Here is a 19744-nt window from a genome sequence, read left to right as displayed (position 1 = left end):
TTCAAATCATGCGGTTTCCGTGTTTGATTCGTGGGATGCGGACTCTCCACTGGAAGGGCCCGGCCCCGGAGCGGGCCCTGGTGCAGCGCTTGAATGACGCCGGCTGGCGGCTTGGAGGCACCGAGCCGCGAGTGACGGTGGTGTGCTCGGTGCAGCCGCGGTTGGCGGGTCCGCCGAAGTCGGGGCCCTGGGTGTGGCTGTGCGAGAAGCCGCTGCCCGTCGACGCGCTCCGGCTGGCCGTGGAGCAGGGCGCCGTGGACGTGCTCTGGAAGGGCGCGCGCGACTGGGAAGAACGGCTGTTGCGGCGGCTCGAGGAGAGCCTCGTGGAGACTCCGGCGCCGCGCGTGCCGGAGACACTCATCGCGCACAGCGCGGCGGCCAGGGCGCTGCTCGCCCAGCTCGCGCAGGCTGCTCGCACGTCGATGCCGGTGCTGCTCACGGGGGAGACGGGGACGGGCAAGGAGGTGGCCGCGCGGCTCATCCACGAGTGGTCCGAGCGGCGCTCGCGCACCTTCGTGCCCATCAACTGCGCGGCCATCCCCAACGAGCTGATGGAGGGCGAGCTCTTCGGCTATGCGAAGGGCGCGTTCTCCGGCGCCGTGCACGGGTATGACGGCCTGGTGTCCGCGGCCGAGGGCGGCACGGTGCTGCTGGACGAGATTGACGACACGCCGCACGCGCTCCAGTCGAAGCTGCTGCGGGTGCTGGAGGACCGGGTCATCTCGCGCCTGGGAGAGAATGCGTGGCGCAAGGTGGACTTCCGAATCCTCGCGGCGACCAACCGTGACTTGAAGCAGCTCATCGAGCGCGGGCTGTTCGGCGAGGACCTCTACGAGCGCCTCGCCACGGTGCAGATCCACCTGCCTCCGCTGCGCGAGCGGCAGGAGGACGTGGCGCCGCTCGTGCTGCACTGGATGGAGCGGTACTACGCCGTCGAGGAGCCGGCGCCCGACAGTCCCCGCGTGCGGAGCGCGACGCCCGAGACGCTCGACGTGCTGCGCGCCTACCCGTGGCCCGGCAACGTGCGCGAGCTGCGCAACGTCATCTACGGCGCGCTGGTGGCCAAGCGCGCCGGGGACGAGCTGCTCGTGTCGGACCTGCCACGCCGGCTGTGGCACCGCGAGCGCGCGGGCGCCTCCGCGCTGGTGTCCGCGCAGGAGGTGGAGCGCCGCGTGGCCTCGGGGACGATGAACCTGCGCGCTGAAATCGAGCGACTGGAGCGCATGGCCCTCCAGGCCGCGCTGCGTCGCGCGGGTGGCAATGCCGCCGAAGCCGCGCGCCTGCTGGGCGAGGTGGGCCGCGGCACGGCCAAGGACCCCGGCGGCACCGTGCGCACGATGATGAAGCGGCTGGGCGTGGGGACGCGCGGGACTACGTGAAGCCGTGGACTCACGTCACCAGCGACTGCCAGGCCTCCAGCCGGCGGTCCAGTGCGGTGAGGGCCCACAGGTCTGCGGGATTGTCCGGGCGCACCGCGGCCAGGTCACGCTGGAGCGCGGGGCGGGCACGGACCTCGCCCCACTCCGACAGGATGCGCAGCGCCATCAGCGAGGGCCGGCGCGTCACCAGCGCGACGAGCGCCTCCGCCACGCGCGGGCTGCGCTCGGCGGCGAGTCGCTGCACGGCCTCGTGGCGCTCCTCGTTCGTGGAGTCCGCGTCCTCCAGCGTCGAGGTGAGCGCCTCGAAGCGCGCGTCCTCCAGCAGCGGGCTCGGGCCGGGCAACTCCCACTGCTCCACGGTGGCGCTCGTCCGGCCGAAGGCGACACACTCGCGGCGCACGCCGTCGTCGCCAAAGAGGTCGAGGATGCGCTCGCGCGAGGGCGTCCCCCCTTCAAGTATCCGATGCGCCCTCACGGACAACTCCGGCGACGCGCCGAGCAGGTGGATGCGCAGCACCGTCGCCTCCGCCCCGGCGGACTGCTCGGCCGGGACGCGGCCCCACTTGAGGAACACCTCGGCAAGGCCGCGCTCTTGCGCGTACCAGCGGTACTCCAGCCAGACGGCGCTCGGGCGGAGCGCGAAGCGCGCGTCGTCGGGCTCGCGGAGGCGGGGCGCGCCCTCCCTCACGCCGCCGAAGCAGCGTTCCAGCAGGGCCTGGGCGTCGGAGAGCTTCATCGTGCCGGCAGTGTAGTGCCCGTGTCAGGCTCGCGCGCGTGGAACGTTGGTGTATTCTCCACACCAAGCAGGAGGCACGAGACATGGACGGAGCCGAGCAGCGCAGGTTCACCTTCTTCTGGCGCGAGGAGTCCCCCTTCTCCCAGTGGCACCGGTCCGACTTCGTGGTGGAGGGCGTGCGCTACATGTGCGCGGAGCAGTACATGATGGCGGGCAAGGCACGCCTCTTCGGGGACGCGGAGGTGCTGGCGAGCATCCTGAAGTCCGCCTCTCCGAAGACGCACAAGGCGCTGGGCCGCAAGGTGCGCGACTTCGACGCCGCCGTGTGGGAGCGCGAGCGGGAGCGCATCGTCTACGAGGGCAATCGCGCGAAGTTCACCCAGAGCGCGGAGCTGCTGAAGGCGCTGCTGGCCACGAAGGGCACGGAGCTGGTGGAGGCCAGTCCCCTGGACCGCATCTGGGGCGTGGGCCTGGGCGCGGAGGACCCGCGCATCCAGGACCCGTCGAAGTGGCGCGGACTGAATCTGCTCGGCAAGGTTCTCACGAAGCTGCGTGAGGACCTGATGGCCGAGGGCATCACCGAGGCCCGCCCCGCCACGCGCTGAACACCGGACATCGCATGGGCGGGCAATCGACACGGGCCCGAGTGCCCGCCTAGAACCGGAGGTGACATGCTCCGCGCCCTCCTGCTTCCAGTCTTCGTGTTCGCACTGCTCGGGGCGGGCCGTGCATGGCCCAACGGCGGCCCCGTGGCGTGGTCGGGGCCCACCGCCACCGGCAACCTGCAGCCCCGCACGGACCTCCCGGTCCGGCTCGTCTCCGAGGACCTCTCCATCACCGTGACGGGCCTGGAGCGCTACCGCGTCCGCGCGGACTACGTGCTCGCGAACGAGGGTGCGAAGGTGAAGGCCTCCTACGGCGTGCCGCTGTTCGCTGTCGACGACGAGGGCCAGAAGCTCGACGTCACGGCCGGCAGCATCCGCATCTCCCTCGCGGGACGGAGGGTGCCGTGCAAGGTGGTGCGCACCCAGGCGCGCATCGAGGACCCTCGCGACAACGTGCAGCCGCTTCCCTTCGCGCAGGTCCTCCTCCAGCCGCTCGACGTGGATGGCTGGTGCGTCGCGGAGCTGACCATTCCGAGCGGCAAGGCGGTTCCCCTGCGGCTCGAGTACAGCGGCGAGCTGCTGTTCCAGGATGTGGAGACGTCGAAGGCGGCGCTGCCGCATGTGGACGGGCGGTGGCTGCGCTACCCCCTGTTCCCCGCCGGCTGGTGGAAGGGCCAGGCCGAGCGCGTGGACGTCACCGTGGACTTCGGTCCGTACGCGGGACGTGCCGAAATATTCGGCCCGGCGGGTGCGAAACCGGAAGCGGCGCGAGCACGCTGGCACTTCGAGAAGGTGGACCTGGACCAGCTTCCGTTCCTCTCGGTCCGGTTCAACAAGGAGGCCTTCGCGCGGCACAGGCAGCTCACCGTGGAGCGCGCGCGCTTCAATCCGCTGAAGCTGCCGCTCTCCGTCACCGCGTCGAGCACGCTGGCCGGCGGCCGCTATGCCCCGGCCCATGTCCTGGATGGCAGGGCGGACACCGCGTGGTGCGAGGGGAGCAAGGGTGACGGCGCGGGTGAGTGGCTGGAGGTCCGTGCGGGCCCTCCCGCGACGCCACCCATGTTCCCCTGTCACTTCGAGGGCGTGGGGCTCGTCGCGGGGTACACGCGAAGCGCGAAGACCTACGGGGAGAACGGGCGGCCCCGCCGCGTACGGGTGGCCACCTGCGCGGCCCCGGAGGACTTCGTGGAGGTCGACCTGGCGCTCGCGGACCGCCCCGACGCCGAGGCACATGTCATCTCCGAGTCCGGCAAGGAGGATGTCGCGGCCACCCGGACACCAGGCTCCAGACGGGACACGCTGCCCCAGCCCTCTGGAGACCTCTGCCTGCGGCTGACATTCGTCGAGGTGGCCCCCGGCACCCGCTACCCGGACACCTGCGTCACCGAGCTGGTGCCCCTCTACAACTGCGGATGAGCGTCCGCCTCGCGCCCTTTCCGGTCGACGCGGCACCGCCGCGCTTCCAGGCCTCCACGGTAAGGCCACTGTCGCCCCCGCGGCCGGGACGGCGCCTGCGCATGGCGCCACTCCTGCCCCTCCTGGCGCTGCTGGGGTCCGGAGCCGCCATTGCGGAGGCTCCACCCCGCACGCGCTTCGCCCGGGTGGGTGAGTCGCTGCCCATGACGGAGCGGAGCATTCCCTCCCCTCGCTGGTACCTCCTTGCGCCGCTGCCGCTCGACTACGACAACACCAGCTGCGGGCAACGGTGTGTGGTCCCCATCGTCTACGCCTGGCGGGAGTTGCCCGCGCTTCGCGGCCTCTCCGCCTTCGATGCGCGCGACGTCCCGGAGCTGGCCTCACCGGGGACCCACCGCCTCCTCGCGCGAGCGGAGGCGCCCACTGCTCCGCCCGGCGCCTCGGACCTCGCCGCCGCATGGGAGCTGGTGGTCCGCCGCGATGACTCCTATGCCGGCTACGCGAGCGAGCTCATTGGCGTGCCCTTCGTCCTCTTCCCCCGCCACCTCCCGGACGGCCGGCACCAGACGGATGCGCGGCTCGGCGCCGACTGTGTGGCGCTCACCATCTACGGGCGGCGGCGCCTGGGCGAGGCCATGCCCTACGTCGCGCCGTCCGCGCTGCATCGCTTCACCTGGCGGGTGACGGGGCCCGTGCGCGCGGGAGACGTGCTCCACTTCGGCTTCCAGACGGCCGTGCTCGCCGAGGACCGTGCGCCCATGGGCGTGCTCGACGCCGGGGACCTCATCCTCCACACGTTCCACGGGCTCGCCGAGGAGCGCTCCTTGGGCGACGTCCCGTACCACTCCGCGCCCTACGAGGTGCGCCGGTGGAAGCCGTCAGGGCCCGGCCGCTGAGTCCTCGCCGCCTTCAGCGCAGTCGAGCCCCTTCGACTCCACCCACCCGCGCCCCGGCACCTGCGTCCAGCGCTCCCCCGCCGCGTCCACCCGCTCGACGCCCGGCTCGAAGGTCTCTCCCTCCTCCAGTGCTCCGCGCCGCGGCGTCACCGGGGGACCGAACGTCCACCCCTGCGGCGTGCGCTCGGAGACCGACACGTCCCGGGCCGGCAGCACCCAGAGCGGCAGCGCCGTTCGCGCGCGGAACAGCTCGCAGGCGGGGCGCTCGGCCGCGCCGTCCAGGTGCGCGAGCTCGCTCACGTACTCCGTCCCGCTCCACCGGTAGCGCACTGCCGCGCGGACGTTGAGCTGCGTTCCCTCGTCCACCACCGGCTGCACGCAGCGCACGTCCCGATACCCGCGCGTCTTCTCCGCGGCCACCTCGCACAGCGAGGCCACCGTGGTCAGCGCGGCCCGGTAGCCTCCGGGGCCACTGAGCCAGAGCAGGTGCGCGCAGCCCGCGGAGCCGCAGTCATCCGGATTCCGGAAGAGCGCATCCTCACGGCCATCGCCATTCACGTCCAGCCGCGCCACGACCTCGTAGGGCGCCGGGTACTGTTCTGGCCGCAGTGGCACCACGCCCTGCCGGGGACACCCCGCCAGCACCAGCGCCGCGAGGAGCCCGAGGCAGGGACGCGCGCGGACCATGCTCACAGCCCCGCGAAGATGACCGGGTGACCGCCTGTCGCATCCGACACGAAGCGGTACGTCACCAGCACCTTCATCGCGTTCCGGTACCAGAGCGCCGACTGCGAAATCCAATCTCCCAGCACCCGGCGCTCCGCGGGATTCGGATGGGCCGGGCGGTGGCGATACAACGTCTGGTAGCCGCCGTTCCCCGGCGCATCCGGATGCGCCCGGTCCCCGGGGCCTACGTTGTAATAGATGTATGCGAAGTAGACGAGCTCGTCGGGAAGCGGCGCCGCGAAGCCGAGCGATGTCTGGTCTTCCAGGAACAGCGCGCGCCGCCGCCGGAGCATGGCCACCTGCGCCTGAAGCCCCATCCTGAGATTGGGAGCGCGCGCCGAGCGAACCGTCTCCCCCTTCTCGTTGGTATAGGTGATCTCCACCATTTGCGTGACGTCGAATCCGGCGGGAAAGAAGGAGCGCAGGGGCTGATGCGTGTAGCCCAGCTCGGTGAAGAACGTGTCAATCCCAAGCGCCATGAAGCCATCCACGGGCAGGTCGACGCGGATGCCCGACAACTGGGCGGCATTCAGCCGGACTCCGGCGCCGGGAACCTGGGGCCGGATGTACTGGTCCACCAGGCCCTCGTTCGCCGCCGCCGAGTAGACGAAGGCGGGCGGAATCTCCGCGTGCGAGACGTCCTGGATGAGCTCGTGGACCGACTGGGGCAGGTTCTGGAGCCAGTTGAGCGTGGCGTCGAATGCCACGTTGTCCGCGGGGTTGAACCGCGCCAGGCGCGACTCCACCGGCACCTTCATCGAGTCCAGGAACGCCGTTCTCCGCGCCGTCCAGTCCGCGTTCGTCGCGCGTGGGGTGCTGCCGGGCGGGCCACTGGCCAGGAACCAATCCCAGTCCGCCAGCCGCGCCGCCCTGTCCGCGGCGGGGACATGGAGCACGTCGTCCAGCAGCGGCACCAGGAAGCGCCGGGACGTCTGTGTCTGGTGATAGCCGAGTGCCCTTCCCTGGCGAATCTCGTCGATGGCCCCTCGCAGCCGCCCCCGCCCGTTCCGCGCGGAGTCGTAGGCGTTGATGAGCTCCCGGGTCACCGTGAGACTCTGGGGTTCCGTGGGCGCCGGCGCCGGCGCCGGGACCTGGGCAAGCAACGACGGAATGCCTGACAAGAGATTGAAGAGCACGCTGGAACCCTAGCATCCCCCGAGCCCGCGACTGGAACCGTCCTTCACGGCTGCAATCATCATCCCCAGCAGGCGAGCCAATCCCAGATTTCTCTTGTCTCCAAACCCAGGCGCATGGGCAGATGGAAGCGTCAGCGCCGCATCGACGCGAATCTGAGGGGGAGTCGCGCTTGGCCAAACCGCTCCGGCTGTTCATCAACCCGCCCTTCGTCGCCCCCACGCCATGGACGCGCGTCCACGGCTATGGGCCGGCCCCGTCCACGCCCGGGCCTCAGCACGCCTTCCGCGACCACCTCCGGCTCCGTACCACCGACACCGGGCAGCTTCTCGCGGTGATGGCCGGCACGCTGTCCGCGCGCCCGCCGCTGGGTGGAGCACCCGACCCGACGGAGCCCTTCGACCTGCCCGAGGACTACGAGCCGCTCCCGCCCCGCGTGAAGCTGTACCTCCACCCGTCCTTCGTCATGACGGGCGCGCAGGCCTTCCAACAGCGCGCGCAGCAGCTGGGCGGCCTCCGTGGCTTCATCTACCTGGACATCGAGACGGGCTCCCTGGAGGCCGCGCTGGCGGAGCAGCTGGACTTCCTCATCCCCAACCAGGGCCTCAACCGCGCGCGGGTGGTGGACCTGCTCATCCGCGGGCAGGTGGACGTGCCGGTGACGGCGGGACATGCCATCGGCCGGGCCGCGCCGGTCGCAGGCCAGGCGGGAACCCGCGAGGTGGGCTTCTCCGTGCTCACCTTCTCCGGCACCACGGACCCGTCGCACCTCTACGACGTGATGCGCGACTTCGTGGAGGAGGGGCAGCCGAAGGTGGATGAGCTCCTCACCCTCGCGCCCAGGAAGTGGCCCGTCATCGACGCGGCGACGCCGGCCGCGCTGCTCGGACTGGTGCAGGCGTCGCTCTATCCGTTCAGCGTGCTCAAGGAGGCGAAGGACCGCCTCCACCTCACCGCCGCGCAGTGGCGGCAGGTGGGCAACCACCAGAAGGCGCTCTACCGCGAGCAGCTCCTCAAGCGCGCGGGCCACGCCCCCGCGGGCAGCACCGCCCCGCCCTTCGAGTTCAACGACCGCGACGCGCTCAACCTCTTCCAGCTCGAGGCCATCGTCGAGTTCTACTCGCTCTTCGACGACCCCTGGCTCGCCGGCGCGGTGCCTGGCACGCCCACGGCGGCCACCACCATCGACTTCCTGGACCCGGAGGGCGCCGCCGCCACCGCCGCGGGCAACCAGGTCACCCTCGACGGCACCATGGACCTGAGCCGGGTGCGCGCCGGGAAGGACCTGCTCTACCTCGACGCGGACACCGCGCGCCCCCGGAAGTGGTACCGCATCACCGCGGTGGACGTGGCCAACCGGCAGGTGACGCTGGAGGCCGGCGCCAGCGAGCCCAACCTCGGCGGCAATCCGTCCCCGTGGCGCATCAGCCTGCGGCAGGTGCTGGTGCTCATCGACCCGCTGGGCGGACGGCTGCAGGGCGCCTCCGCCACGCGCACCGCGGACAACACGGTGCGCCTGGACGGCACCCCCAACATCAACAAGCTCAACGCGCGCTTCGACACCGTCTACCTGCCCTCGGACACCGCGCGGCCCCGCCGCACCTACCGCATCACCGCCTTCGACCGCGTCCAGCGCACCCTCACCCTGGACGGCAACCCGGACTTCGGCGGCGGAACCTCCGCCTGGCACATCCCCGCTGGCCTCAGCGGCGAATTGCCCGCGCTGGCCTATGACCTGGGTCCGGCCGTCCCCGCCACCCCGGCCAACCCCCGCTTCTATGACCACTACGACGGGGTGATGTTCGTCGTGCACAACGGCGAGGTGCACGCGCAGGTGCGCTACACCAGCTTCACTTCGCGCAACTACCCTGCCAACGACCAGAACCTGTCGTCCGTGCGGGGCAACCGCCGCTACCACTGGGCCAGCTACCGCTCGCCCGGAACGGGCAGTGGCCCGCAGTTCCGCAACTACACCTTCACCGTCGTGGACCCGGACGTCACCGCCTACGACGGCTTACGCGAGGCGCGCTTCTACTTCGGCGAGCACGTCACAGAGGACGTGCCCGAGGCGGGCCACGACCCGCAGACGTCACCCACCCACGGCGGCAAGGTGAACGTCCGCATCCACCGCGGCACCATGAGCGGCCAGAACACCGGCACCGGCTCCGCGGGGTGCCTGGTGTCGCCCCTGCACAACGTGCTGCGCGACTACGTCATCGACCGCTACCAGGTCGAACAGCGCGCGCTCAACGGCGTCAACGACGCCAACATCCAGGCGCTGCGCGGCCAGAACTGGGCCCAGACGCAGACCACCTGGGCCGCCAACTCCGTCACCTGGGACAACCGCATCGTCGGGACCTTGTGGGTCATCCGCCCCGACGAGCTTCCCCTCTCGTAGCGCCACGAGCCCGCCATGCCCTATTACCGCTCCCTGGGTCGCCTCGATGGCTTCCTCGCCGATACCGCCATTCCCGGCGGCATGTTCCCAGAACCCGCGCTGCGCCAGCTCTTCGGCGGCGTCCACGTGCTCGACTACGAGGCGCGCACGGGGAACGGCACGCTCGACGCCACCGCGTGGCTGGGAATCGAAGGCGAGCTGTCCGTGCCGCTGGCCGGCCAGGACGGCGCGCGGCTCACCGTGGGCGAGGTGCGCGACGGGCTGACCTTCCTGCGCGCGGAGGTGAGGTTCACCGACGAGCTGGAGCTCATCCTCCACGACATCCCCATCTGCGTGCAGCTGGACGCGGGGCAGCTCGGCCTGGACGGCGGGGCGGGTGAGGCCCCCGGCTTCTCGTTCCGGGGCACCCTGCGCGTGAGCAGCGCGCTGGAGCTGACCGCCACCGACGTGCGCCTGCGCGCCTTCCTGCCCGGGCTGTTCGAGCATGGCAGCGAGCTGGACATCGCCGGCTTCCACCTCGGCCGCGAGTGCCTCGCCCTCACCTGGGAGCAGCTCGACCGGCAGACCTTCGCGCGGCAGGCCATCACCTTCCGCCTCGTGTTCGGACAGCCGCTGCGCGAGGTCCGCGTGGACGTGGAGCTGGGCGGCATGGGCCGCGCGCTGCCCCTGCCCGGGCTCAATCTCCAGCTCCCGGACGACACGCAGCTCAGCGTCGTGGTGAACGCCAAGGCGGAGGGCGACGACCGTTCCTTGAGCCAGGCCGGGCTCTACCTCACCTTCGCCGAGGGCTCCGGTCTGACGGTGACGAGCGACTTCGCCTGGGAGCGCGACGAGGGCCGCGAGGTCCACGCCGACCAGGGCCGCGCGTCGCCAGACCCGCTGCTCCAGCTGTCCATCGCCGCGAAACAGCGCGTGACGCTGGCCCTGGCGGAGTTCGAGTGGAAGGAGGCCCGGCTGCCCCACTTCCTCCGCCAGCTCACCACCGCGCTGGAGCCGCTCAACTACGGCGACCCCGACACGCTGTGCCTGCCCACCGCCACGGACTCCTTCAGCATGCGGGCGGAGGACTGGAGCTTCGGCTTCAAGCTGAACCTGGAGAAGGCGCCCTTCACCCTGCCCTTCCTCAAGCAGGAGCCGGGCGGCGAGGACGCGCCGCAGTTCCTCCAGGTGAAGCCGAACCTGAGCGCCATCACCCTGGACATCCCCAACCACTCCATCGCCGTGCCCGTCACGGTGAAGGTGAGCTTCGGCCCGCTCAACCTGGAGACCACCGCGGAGCTGGCCTTCAACTGGGAGACCTTCTCTTTCGCCGTGCGGCACAGCGACGGCCTCAAGCTGTACGCGAACGAGGCGGAGCTGGCACCGAAGGACGAGAACGGCAAGCCCGTGGAGTACCTGGGCCTCACCTGGGGCTTCAAGGGCACGCCCATCACCGAGAACGGCAAGACGCGCTACCACCTCTTCACGCTGGCCACGGACAAGTACAACTACCAGCTCCAGCAGGCTCCCGGCGCGTCCTTCGAGGTGAAGTACCTCCACGTCAGCGACGAGCCCATCGTCTTCGCCATCACCGACTTCGCGCTCACCCCCAAGGGGCTCAACGTCACCGCGACGGTGACCGACCGGCCCGCGAAGCTCAACGGCCTGGACACACGCTTCCGCTTCAATGACAGCCGGCTCGTCATCGTGGAGAACCGGGTCCAGGACTTCACCCTCAACGGCTCCGGACCGATGCCGCCCGCGCTGGTGGGCGACGCCATGGCGGACATCTCGCTGCAGCTGGCGCAGCGCGACGGAGCGCTGACGCTGGTGTCCGGCGGCGCGCGCCTGCGGGGCTCCAAGCTGCTGCACTGCCAGAGCACCCGCTTCGAGTTCCAGGTGGACGCCATCGGCCTGCGCTTCGTCAACGATGGGCGCTTCCACCTGTACTTCGTGCTCACCGGCAGCGCGCAATTCCGCCTCGCGGAGAGCGACGACGCGGAGGGTGCGCTGGCGCTGCTGCCGAAGCTGCGCATCGACCTGGTGGAGTGCCCGCTCACCGGCGACGCGCGCGTCATTTCCAAGCACGTGCGCTTCCTCATCGAGCTGCCCAAGCCGCTGTCCTTCAGCTTCCTGGGCTGCTTCGAGCTGGAGCTGCGCGGCATCGGCTTCATCCCACAGGCCGACGTCTTCGGCGGCGACGGGGCCATGCTGCTCACCGGCCAGCTCAAGTTCGCGCAGGGCGCGGGCGACACGCCGGACACCCGCGTGGACTACCACCGGCTCTACATCGGCCTGCCGGAGGAGGGCCACTTCCTGCCGCGCCTCCACTTCGGCAACCTGCCGGTCAACCTCAACTTCGGCGCCGCCTTCCGCCTCAACGGCGTGGTGGACTTCGTGGACAGCACCACGGAGAAGGGCTTCTCCGGCGAGGGCACGCTCCAGATTCAGGGCCTGCCCACCTTCGCCGCCGCCTTCTCCTTCCTGCGCGTGCGCCGCGACGAGTCCTCGCCCTGGCTGCGCGCCTGGTTCATCTACCTGGAGGCCCGGCAGATCAGCCTGATGATTCCCGTCGTGCAGCTGTACGTGCGCGAGGTGGGCCTGGGCTTCGGGTACCGCTACACCCTGGCCAGCATCAAGGCCGCGGACCAGGCCAACGATGTGCGCGAGCTGCTGAAGGAGCTCAAGAAGTTGTCGCGCACGCAGGGTGACCTCTCCAAGCGGGACCGGTGGGCGCTGGACCTGGAGGACCCCGGACAGGACCCGCGGTGGACCATCGTGCTGCGCGCGATGATTTCCCAGACGTCCGCGTCCGCGTCGCCGCTGCAGTGGGATGAGAATGCCGAGAAGCTCATCTCCTGCCTCTTCCTGCTGGACGCCGTCATCGCCTTCCGCAGCGACCTGACGTTCTTCATGGCGGTGCGCGGCTGGCTGAACGCGAACTACTACGACTACGTCAGCAACTACAAAGGCCTGCGCGAGCGCCCCTTCGTCTCCGGCTTCGTGCTGCTGTCACCGCGGCAGAAGCGGCTGCTGGCGCACGTGGCCTCCAACCCCAACGGCCAGCTCGGGCCCCACCCGCAGCTGCCGGAGTTCGTGGAGAAGGCCCTCACCAGCTGCCAGTTCTCCGCCACCCTGCTGGTGGAGCCGGGACTGCTGCACTACGAGCTGGGCTGGCCCAACATGCTGCGCTGGAGCCAGAAGCTGGGCCCGCTGGAGGCGGAGCTGCGCGGCGGCTTCATCTGGCGGCTGTCGCGCGAGGAGCTCGTCACCGGCACCAGCTTCCTCGCCCGCGCGAAGCTGGACTTCAGCGCCCAGGTGAACCTGGGCATCGTCGGTGTGCGCGTCAGCGCCCAGGCCAGCCTCGCATACGGCGCCCGCTACATCGGCCTGCTCAGCCTGAAGGACCCGGTGGGCAGCTCCGCGCTCTACGGCGGCATCGGCATCGAGGCGCACATCCGGTTCGCCATCGAGTTCTGGATCAAGCTGAAGCTGGGCTTCATCAAGATAAAGAAGTCGTTCCGCTTCAGCTTCGGCATCGACTTCACCGCCGGGCTGGAGGTGGGCATGGTCGGCCTGTCCCCCAACGGCATCGGCCTGCGCGGCACCGGCACCCTGTCGCTGTCGGTGATGGGCCGCAGCTTCCACCTCAGCGCGCACATCGGTATGAGGGAGGGCAAGGTGGCCGAGGCCCTGGAGCGCACGAAGCACGTGCTCGACTACGGACTGGAAGCCACCGACGTCGAGGGCATCCCCGGCGTCGAGGGCGCCGCCCTCCGGAGCGGCCGTCCCGCGCCCGCCGCCCTGCGCGCCGACACCCTTCGTACGGAAGAAGCACCCCCGGCCCTCCAGCGCCGGACGCTGGCGGAAGGCACGTTCGAGGCCCCGGGCTACACGGTGTTCGCCATCCGCTCCGAGGACCCGAAGGGCACCCACTACTTCGTACTGATGCCACAGGGCGAGCGGCCCACCCCGAGCGGGGAGGTGGAGGAGGAGCCCGGCTTCCTGCCCGTGCCGCCCGCGGAGGGTGCGTGGGCTCAGCCCGGCTACAACGACTTCGTCCTCACCGTGCCCCGGGCCGCGAAGGACACGTACACGCTGGAGCAGCTCGACCCGCTCACGGGCATGTGGAAGCCCCACGCGCCCACCCCCGGTCAGCCCTCCCAGGACGTGGCGTGGCGCGCCCACTGGGAGACGGAGTTGGAGAAAAAGGGGGAAAGGTACTCGGAGACGGGCGTGCCCGAGGTGGGGGACGAGACCTTCACGCTGGCGCGCTACCTGCGCCATGCCTTCGTCACCGAGGTGGACGCGCTGGGTGCCACCATTCGATTGAGAGATCCGGCTCGCCTGCCCCCGACGCGGTCAGAGGACGTGGTGGCGGACGACCGCGTCCACAACCCCACCGACAACGCCTTCGAGGCCGCGGTGCGCGGCGCGGTGGAGCAGTTCCGGGGCTCGCCCTTCTTCAAGCGCGACGACACGCGGGTGGAGTACGACCGACTGCTTGGACAGGCGTACCAGGACAGGACCACCGTGTACTCCGACGACGGCAAGGTCCCGGACGATGCGCCGGGCCTGCGCAAGATGCTGGAGGAGCAGCAGGCGCACCAGCTGCGCGGCATGGTGGTGCATGACATCGTCGCGGACCTGCGCGCGCTGGCCGCGTCGCCGGACGGCAGCGGCCTGACGCCGGAGCAGCGTGAGCGCTCCGTCGCGCTGCACATGGGCCTGGTGTTCCGCGTGAGCGGTGGCCTGCCCGCGTGGCTGGATGGCGTGCCCGAGAGGGGTGAGCCCGAGCCCAGGCTCCGCCAGCGCATCCGCGTGGAGGACACCACCTGCTCCGGGTCCGAGGTGTCGGTGCGCACCTTCAACGTGCGCGACACGAACTTCACGCGCAATCCGCCCCAGTTCCGGCGGGTGCAGCAGCTCACCGACGCGCGCACCATCGCCCTGGCGTGGGAGCTGGTCTGGGAGCAGCCCCCGCGCGCGGGGCTGACGCCGGCCCAGGCCTCGCCCGAGCACCACCTGGTCCACTACCACGTCCGCCGCCGCGGGCTGGAAAGCAACACCCCGGAAGCCGTCTACACGCTGAAGGGCGCGCAGACGCTGCACCGCGAGGGCGGCGCCCTCAAGCGCCTGCAGCCGCGCTTCCAGCTCGTGGACCACTTCCACGAGGACACGGCGGAGGACCTGGCCGCGCTGCCCCTCAGCGGCCGCAGCTACCTCTACACGATTACGCCCTACGACTTCGCCGGCAACGCGGGCCGCCCCTTGACGGTGGTGGCCACGCGCTACCCCAGCGAGCCGCCGCTCGTGCCGGTGAACGCCGAGTGCGTCGTCCGCTACAAGGTGGACCTCGCCATCCTCGCCCGGCGCGACGTGGGGACGCCGAGGGTGGTGACGCCGGACCGCGTCTTCTTGGAGTGGTCCGAACCATCCGCAGCGCCCGGCCAGCCGCAGGTGCCGGTGAAGACATACGTGCTCGTCTTCCGGCGCGAGACGTCGCTGCCCATCGGCAGCTACGGGCTGGACAGCGCCACCCAGCGCGCCGGCGCCCGCTCCCTGCCCACCAGCAACGCGCGGCCACTGCCCACCGACGTGCGCGTCACCGTGGTGCCCACCGGCCCCCGCGAGAAGCGCGTCGCCGAGGTGCCGCTCACGAAGCTGCGCGAGCTGCGCGTGCTCCCCGCCGAGAATGATGCCTGGCGCCCCGAGGCCTGGCGGCTGTTCATGCAGACGGAGTCGGGCAACGGCGTGCCCTCCGCGCTCGCACCCGTGCAGCTGCTGCTGCGCGTGGTGCGCGCGGACGCCCCCGCGGACGACACGGACAACCGCCGCCGCGAGGAGCGCCGCCCCGCCGAGCTGGAGTGGCTGCCCTCGCCGGTGGTGCTGCCGGTGCTGCCGCCCGAGGACGTACGCGCCACCGTGGAGGACGCGCACTTCCCCATGCCGGTGGGCACCGTGGGCCACCCGGAGGCCTTCCGCTTCAATGGCCAGCTCACCGGGGTGCTCCACCAGAAGCACCCGGCGGGCGTGCGGTGCATCCGGTTCCGGTGGAACCAGGGCCCCAGCGGCGCGCCGGACCACCCGCTGGACCTGCATGCCGGCTACCACCTGCTGGAGCTGGACACCGACGCGCACACCACTGAGACGTTCGGCGACGCGGACCGGCTGTCCCGCGCGCTGCGCGGCCTGCAGGAAGTGCAGATGCTGCCGGCCGGGGACATGCAACTCGTCCCCGGTGACACGCTGGCCACCAGCGCGTGGGAGGCCTGGTACCCCAGCACCCTGCAGCGGCGCCGCACGCCGGCCGCGCGCGCGGCGGGCTCGCAGCTTTCGCTCACGCCCGGTCCGTCCTGGCGCGAGTCCCTCCTCGAGTGGCCGCACTGGCCAGGCCTGACGGACTCGCCCGCGCCGTCGCGCACCAGCGCGCTGCACCCGGTGCTCGCGGGCATCGTCCAGCGCCTCCAGCGCCCGGCCGGGGACTCGCAACTGCCGGCCTTCACCGTGGACCTGCAGATCAGCCCGCCCACCCAGCCGGGCAGCTTCGCGGACCTGCTGCGCGCCACGGCGGCTCAGGCGGACCCGTACGGCTGGGGCGTGCTCCAGCGCCTGGGGCTGAGCATGGCCTTCAGCCTGCGCGAGCCGCGGACGGGCGAGGTGCTGAAGGGCCAGGCCCTGCTGGACGCCGTGCGTGACGTGCTGGCACAGCAGGGCGTCCTCCCGGACGAAGCGGCCCGGCACCTCCATGTCGAGCTGCTCTTCCAGCCGGGACGTGCCGTCGCGCTGCGGGAGGGCGCCGTCGTCGCGGAGGACCTGCTCGCGCTGGTGCAGCTCAGCCTGCGGCCGGTGGTGCGACAGCGCGCGCTGTACTCGGCCATCCACCTGGAAGGCCCCGCCGGGGCCCCGCTGGACGTCGTCCTCCACCTGAAGCCGGCCACCACGTGCAGCGTGGTGGAGCAGACGAACCCCGCCGCCGGACAGGCGGAGCTGGAGCCCGAGCCGGGCGCCACCACCGGGACGGTGTCGAAGCGCACCTTCGTGCTGCCGCTGAATGGGAAGACGCAGGTGCTGCTGAGGACGCGCAGCGCGGCGGAGGCGCTGTCGCTCGCGGACCTGCCCGGCGCGGGCGTGGCCCTGGGCAGGCCCCTGTCCCCGGAGGCGCAGGCCCTGCTCACCCAGGAGCCGCTGCCGGCCTACGTGACGTACCGTGAGACGCCGGCCGCCGAGCTGGTGCTGGCGCAGTCGCCGCACACGCTGTCCGCCGACGCGCGCGCGCTGCTGCGCACGACGCTCGCCCAGGAGCCCGCCGCGCTCACCGCCCTCCTGGGGATGCGCCTGGAGCCGCTCTTCCAGGTCACCGACGAGCGCACCACCTACTTCCCCGCCGACGTCGAGCCGCTGGCCGCGCTCCTCGCCCATGACGAAGACACGTCCGACGAGAAGTTGCGCCCGGAGGCCGTGCAGTGGCGGCGCTTCCGGCGGTACGCGGAGTCGCTCTCCAGCACCGACCCGGGCATGCCCGCGGAGCAGAAGATTCGCATCCCCGCCTCGGGCAGCGCGCTGGAGGACGTGCTGCCGGACGTGCTGACCTGGTCGCAGCGCTTCTTCGACGCCACCGGCCGCATCGACTTCACCCAGGACGGCCCCCTCGTGGCTCCCGAAGGGCCGTGGGTGGCCACGGCGTACCCGCGCGCCAGCTCACCTGCGTACTCCAGCCCGGACGAGAGCGGCCGGCTGACGTACGACCACCTCCTCGAGGACGCGTGGGCGCACAACTACCGGTTCTACGTGCGCCCCTTCGCGCGCTACGACCTGCTGTGGCAGGGGCTGCGCCAGTCGCCGCTCCTGTACCCGGACGCCCCGGCCGTGGAGCCCGCCCGGCCCGACCCGCTCGCGGGCGGGCTCGACGTGGTGATGGACCGCACCCGCGCCGTGGACATGCCGCTGGTGCTCAGCTCCACCCGCCTGGACGCGGACGCGCCGCTCGAGCCGTCCGCTCCCGATGAACCGCTTCCACCCGTGGTGCCCTCCGAGCCCGGCAGCACGTGGGAGGTGGTGGTGGCCCAGCACCCGGAGCAGGCGCTGATGGAGCGCAACCAGACGCTGGCGCGGCAGCTCGGCTTCCGGCAGGTGGCCTTCACACTGCTGCGCGGCTTCGCCTTCCCAGGCTGGGTGTCCGCGTTGGAGGGCGCCGCGGGCCTGTCAGGGCCGCTGGTGCTGACGCCGGTGGAGGACCGCGTGCCGGAAATCCCCGGCACGCTCCCCGAGCAGCCGGAGCACCTGGACCTGTCCGGGCGGCTGAGCGTGGAGGACGCGCGGGGACTGGACCTGCCGCTGCGGGTGGGCGCCTTCCAGCAGGGCGCGCAGGTCATCCAGTGGGAGGGGCTGCCCTTCTACTACAAGCACCGGCTCCTCCTGATGGCGCAGACGCACAGCACCGTGTCCCCGCTCAACGAGGTGCGGCAGCGCGACTTCGAGTACCGCGCGCCGGAGAAGCCCGTGGCCTGGGTGGAGGGCATGACACGCACCGGCTGGGTGCCGACCCCGCCCTTCGGCGGCACGACTCCGGCGTCCGGGCTGACGGTGCGCGCGCGGGGCCTGGGCATTCCGCTGCGGCGGCTGTGGGAGTCGCTGCCGGAGCGCGCTCAGCAGCGCTGGGGCAGCGAGCGGCCCCGGCCCGGCGGGCGCGGCCCCTCGTGGCTGCCGGACCTGGATGTCGTCTACCAGGTGGTGGAGGAGCACCAGGGCAACGTGGAGGTGCAGGCGGAGCTCTACTTCGACGCGGCGGCAGGCGCCTTCGCGAAGCGGCAGCTCGGCGGGCACTTCCTCGCGGACATCGCCGCGCTGTCGCTGCCCGAGGTCCCCCTCGGCACGGAGGAGGACCGCTTCCTGCTGGCCGTCACCGTGCAGCAGGTGACGGAGCTGGAGCTGTCGCGCCCGTACACGGCGCCGCAGCAGGCCTCCATCCCCGAGCCCACCCGCTCCAAGCTGGCCTTCAACGCGCGGCGGCTGTCCTTCGTGGGAGTCCTCACGCACGAGGACCGGCAGAACCTCGCCGTGCTGGACGCGCTGGACCGCCAGGCGGTGGGCCGGGTGCATGACGGTTGGTACGCCCGCGTGCCCGTGGCCTCGGCGATGGACGTGCCCGCGTCGCTCGCTGACGTGGTGGACTTCGAGAAGCCCGAGGACCTGCCGCTGGTGTGGACGGGCCCCCTGGACGCGGCACAGGCCCAGGCGCTGCGCGCCCTGCCCGGCGACGAGGAACTCCGCCGCACGGTGGAGACGCTCATCGCCACCGCGGCTGGCGCGGGCGCAGACACCGTCACCACCGTCGTGGCGCCGCGGGGGCCGGAGCAGCTGCCACCGGCGCTCGCGCAGAAGGTGGAGCTGCGCACGGACGCCGCCGGCACCGCGTACACCACGCTGGTGTGGAAGGGGCACCTGTGGGCCGAGCACCAGCTCGAAATCGACCGCTGGGTGCGGGTGACGGCCCTGGCCGATGCCTTCGCCCGGCTGAAGGAGGCCTTCGACGCCGCCGTGGCCACCCGGCCGCTGCCCGCCGCCCGGCCCCTCGCCGGGGAGCTGCCAGCCGTCCTGCGAGGCCGGCTCGGAATCACCGACGCGAAGCTGCGGTGGAAGGGCCCCGCGCCCACGGACGCCGAGCGCGAGGCCCTGGCCGCGCTGGCCGGGGACGCCGCGTTCCTCGGCGCCCGCACGCGCCTGCTCGCGGCCATCGACACGGACCGGACGGTGCCGCACTTGGGCGAGCGCCCCGCGGAGGACACGCTGCCCGAGTTCGTGCGCGCCCAGCTGCGCTTCGCGACGGGGACGGTGACGTGGACGGCCCCGGCGCCCACCGATGCCCAGCGCGCGGCGCTGCTCGCCATGCCCGGGGACGCGCAGTGGCAGGGCACGGTGCGGCTGCTGCTCCAGCTGGTGGACGTGGACCAGGAGGTGGACCTGGCGCCGGTGAAGCGCCGGCCCCGCCAGGGCGACCTCCCCGACGCGCTTTCCGCGCGGCTCACCGTGGAGCCCACGGCCGTGCACTGGAGGGGCCCGCTGGACGACATTACACAGCGCGAGCAGTTGCTGGCGCTGGACGGTGACGCGCCCTTCGTCGCCGCGCTCCAGGCCCTCGTCGCCGACCTCGATGCCCGCGTGCTCCAGGTGCCCTTCACCGCGCCGCTGCGTCCCACCCTGGATGCGGCGCACCCGCTGTCCGCGCGCCTCGTCATCGGCGGGGCCGTGCTGCGCTACCACGGGCTGATGACGCGCGACGAGGCGCTGCGGCTGCGCGCGCTGTTCCCCCGCGGCGCCGAGAAGGCCGCGGTGGAGCGGCTCCACAAGCAGTCCCACTCGCGCGGCATGGACGACCGCAAGCTGGGCATCCGCGCCCGGCGGGGCAGCGCTCGTCCCAGCCCCATCCACCCGCTGGATTCCCGCCCGCTCTGATTCGAGCCAGGAGCCACGTC

The 19744-nt window shown here is 71.8% G+C and carries 9 protein-coding genes; 6 read left to right on the top strand and 3 right to left on the bottom strand.

Features of this window, described 5'->3' with window-relative positions; all coding sequences use genetic code 11:
• Window positions 1-35: 35 nt before the first annotated feature.
• Window positions 36-1379 carry a sigma 54-interacting transcriptional regulator gene (locus G4D86_RS42120; protein WP_164000186.1) on the top strand — a complete coding sequence of 448 codons (1344 nt, stop codon included), beginning with the start codon at window positions 36-38 and terminating at the stop codon, window positions 1377-1379.
• Window positions 1380-1389: 10 nt separating this feature from the next.
• Here the strand turns inward: G4D86_RS42120 and G4D86_RS42115 are convergent, their stop codons facing one another.
• Window positions 1390-2115 (bottom strand): hypothetical protein, encoded by a 726-nt coding sequence (locus G4D86_RS42115; RefSeq protein WP_164000184.1) that lies wholly within the window; start codon window positions 2113-2115, stop codon window positions 1390-1392.
• Between the two features lie 83 nt (window positions 2116-2198).
• On the opposite strand from G4D86_RS42115, the gene G4D86_RS42110 reads away from it, so the two are divergent.
• The 3 genes from G4D86_RS42110 to G4D86_RS42100 all read left to right on the top strand — a co-directional run bounded on the left by G4D86_RS42110 (window position 2199) and on the right by G4D86_RS42100 (window position 5032).
• Window positions 2199-2720: an NADAR family protein gene (locus G4D86_RS42110; protein ID WP_164000182.1), complete on the top strand. Its 522-nt coding sequence runs from the start codon at window positions 2199-2201 to the stop codon at window positions 2718-2720.
• 66 nt (window positions 2721-2786) lie between these two features.
• Window positions 2787-4136, top strand: a complete 1350-nt coding sequence (locus tag G4D86_RS42105) for a discoidin domain-containing protein (protein WP_164000180.1) — start codon at window positions 2787-2789, stop codon at window positions 4134-4136.
• A 101-nt stretch (window positions 4137-4237) separates the two neighbouring features.
• The gene (locus G4D86_RS42100) at window positions 4238-5032 is read left to right on the top strand and encodes a hypothetical protein (RefSeq protein WP_164000178.1); all 795 of its coding nucleotides are present in this window, start codon (window positions 4238-4240) and stop codon (window positions 5030-5032) included.
• Here the strand turns inward: G4D86_RS42100 and G4D86_RS42095 are convergent.
• Window positions 5015-5719 (bottom strand): hypothetical protein, encoded by a 705-nt coding sequence (locus tag G4D86_RS42095; RefSeq protein ID WP_164000177.1) that lies wholly within the window; start codon window positions 5717-5719, stop codon window positions 5015-5017. The genes G4D86_RS42100 and G4D86_RS42095 overlap by 18 nt on opposite strands.
• 2 nt (window positions 5720-5721) lie before the next feature.
• Window positions 5722-6804, bottom strand: coding sequence for a hypothetical protein (locus tag G4D86_RS42090; protein WP_164000175.1), 1083 nt, complete (start codon window positions 6802-6804; stop codon window positions 5722-5724).
• A gap of 260 nt (window positions 6805-7064) precedes the next feature.
• On the opposite strand from G4D86_RS42090, the gene G4D86_RS42085 reads away from it, so the two are divergent.
• Together G4D86_RS42085 and G4D86_RS42080 are read left to right on the top strand one after the other, a co-directional pair.
• A complete protein-coding gene (locus tag G4D86_RS42085; RefSeq protein WP_164000173.1) occupies window positions 7065-9290 on the top strand; it encodes a hypothetical protein in 2226 nt (741 codons plus the stop codon).
• 15 nt (window positions 9291-9305) lie between these two features.
• Entirely contained in the window at window positions 9306-19724 is a 10419-nt protein-coding gene (locus G4D86_RS42080; RefSeq protein ID WP_164000171.1) for a hypothetical protein, read from the top strand.
• Window positions 19725-19744: the final 20 nt, after the last annotated feature.

This window comes from Pyxidicoccus caerfyrddinensis, assembly GCF_010894405.1.
Classification (GTDB): Bacteria; Myxococcota; Myxococcia; order Myxococcales; family Myxococcaceae; genus Myxococcus; species Myxococcus caerfyrddinensis.
This window is presented reverse-complemented; position numbering and strand designations above follow the sequence as displayed.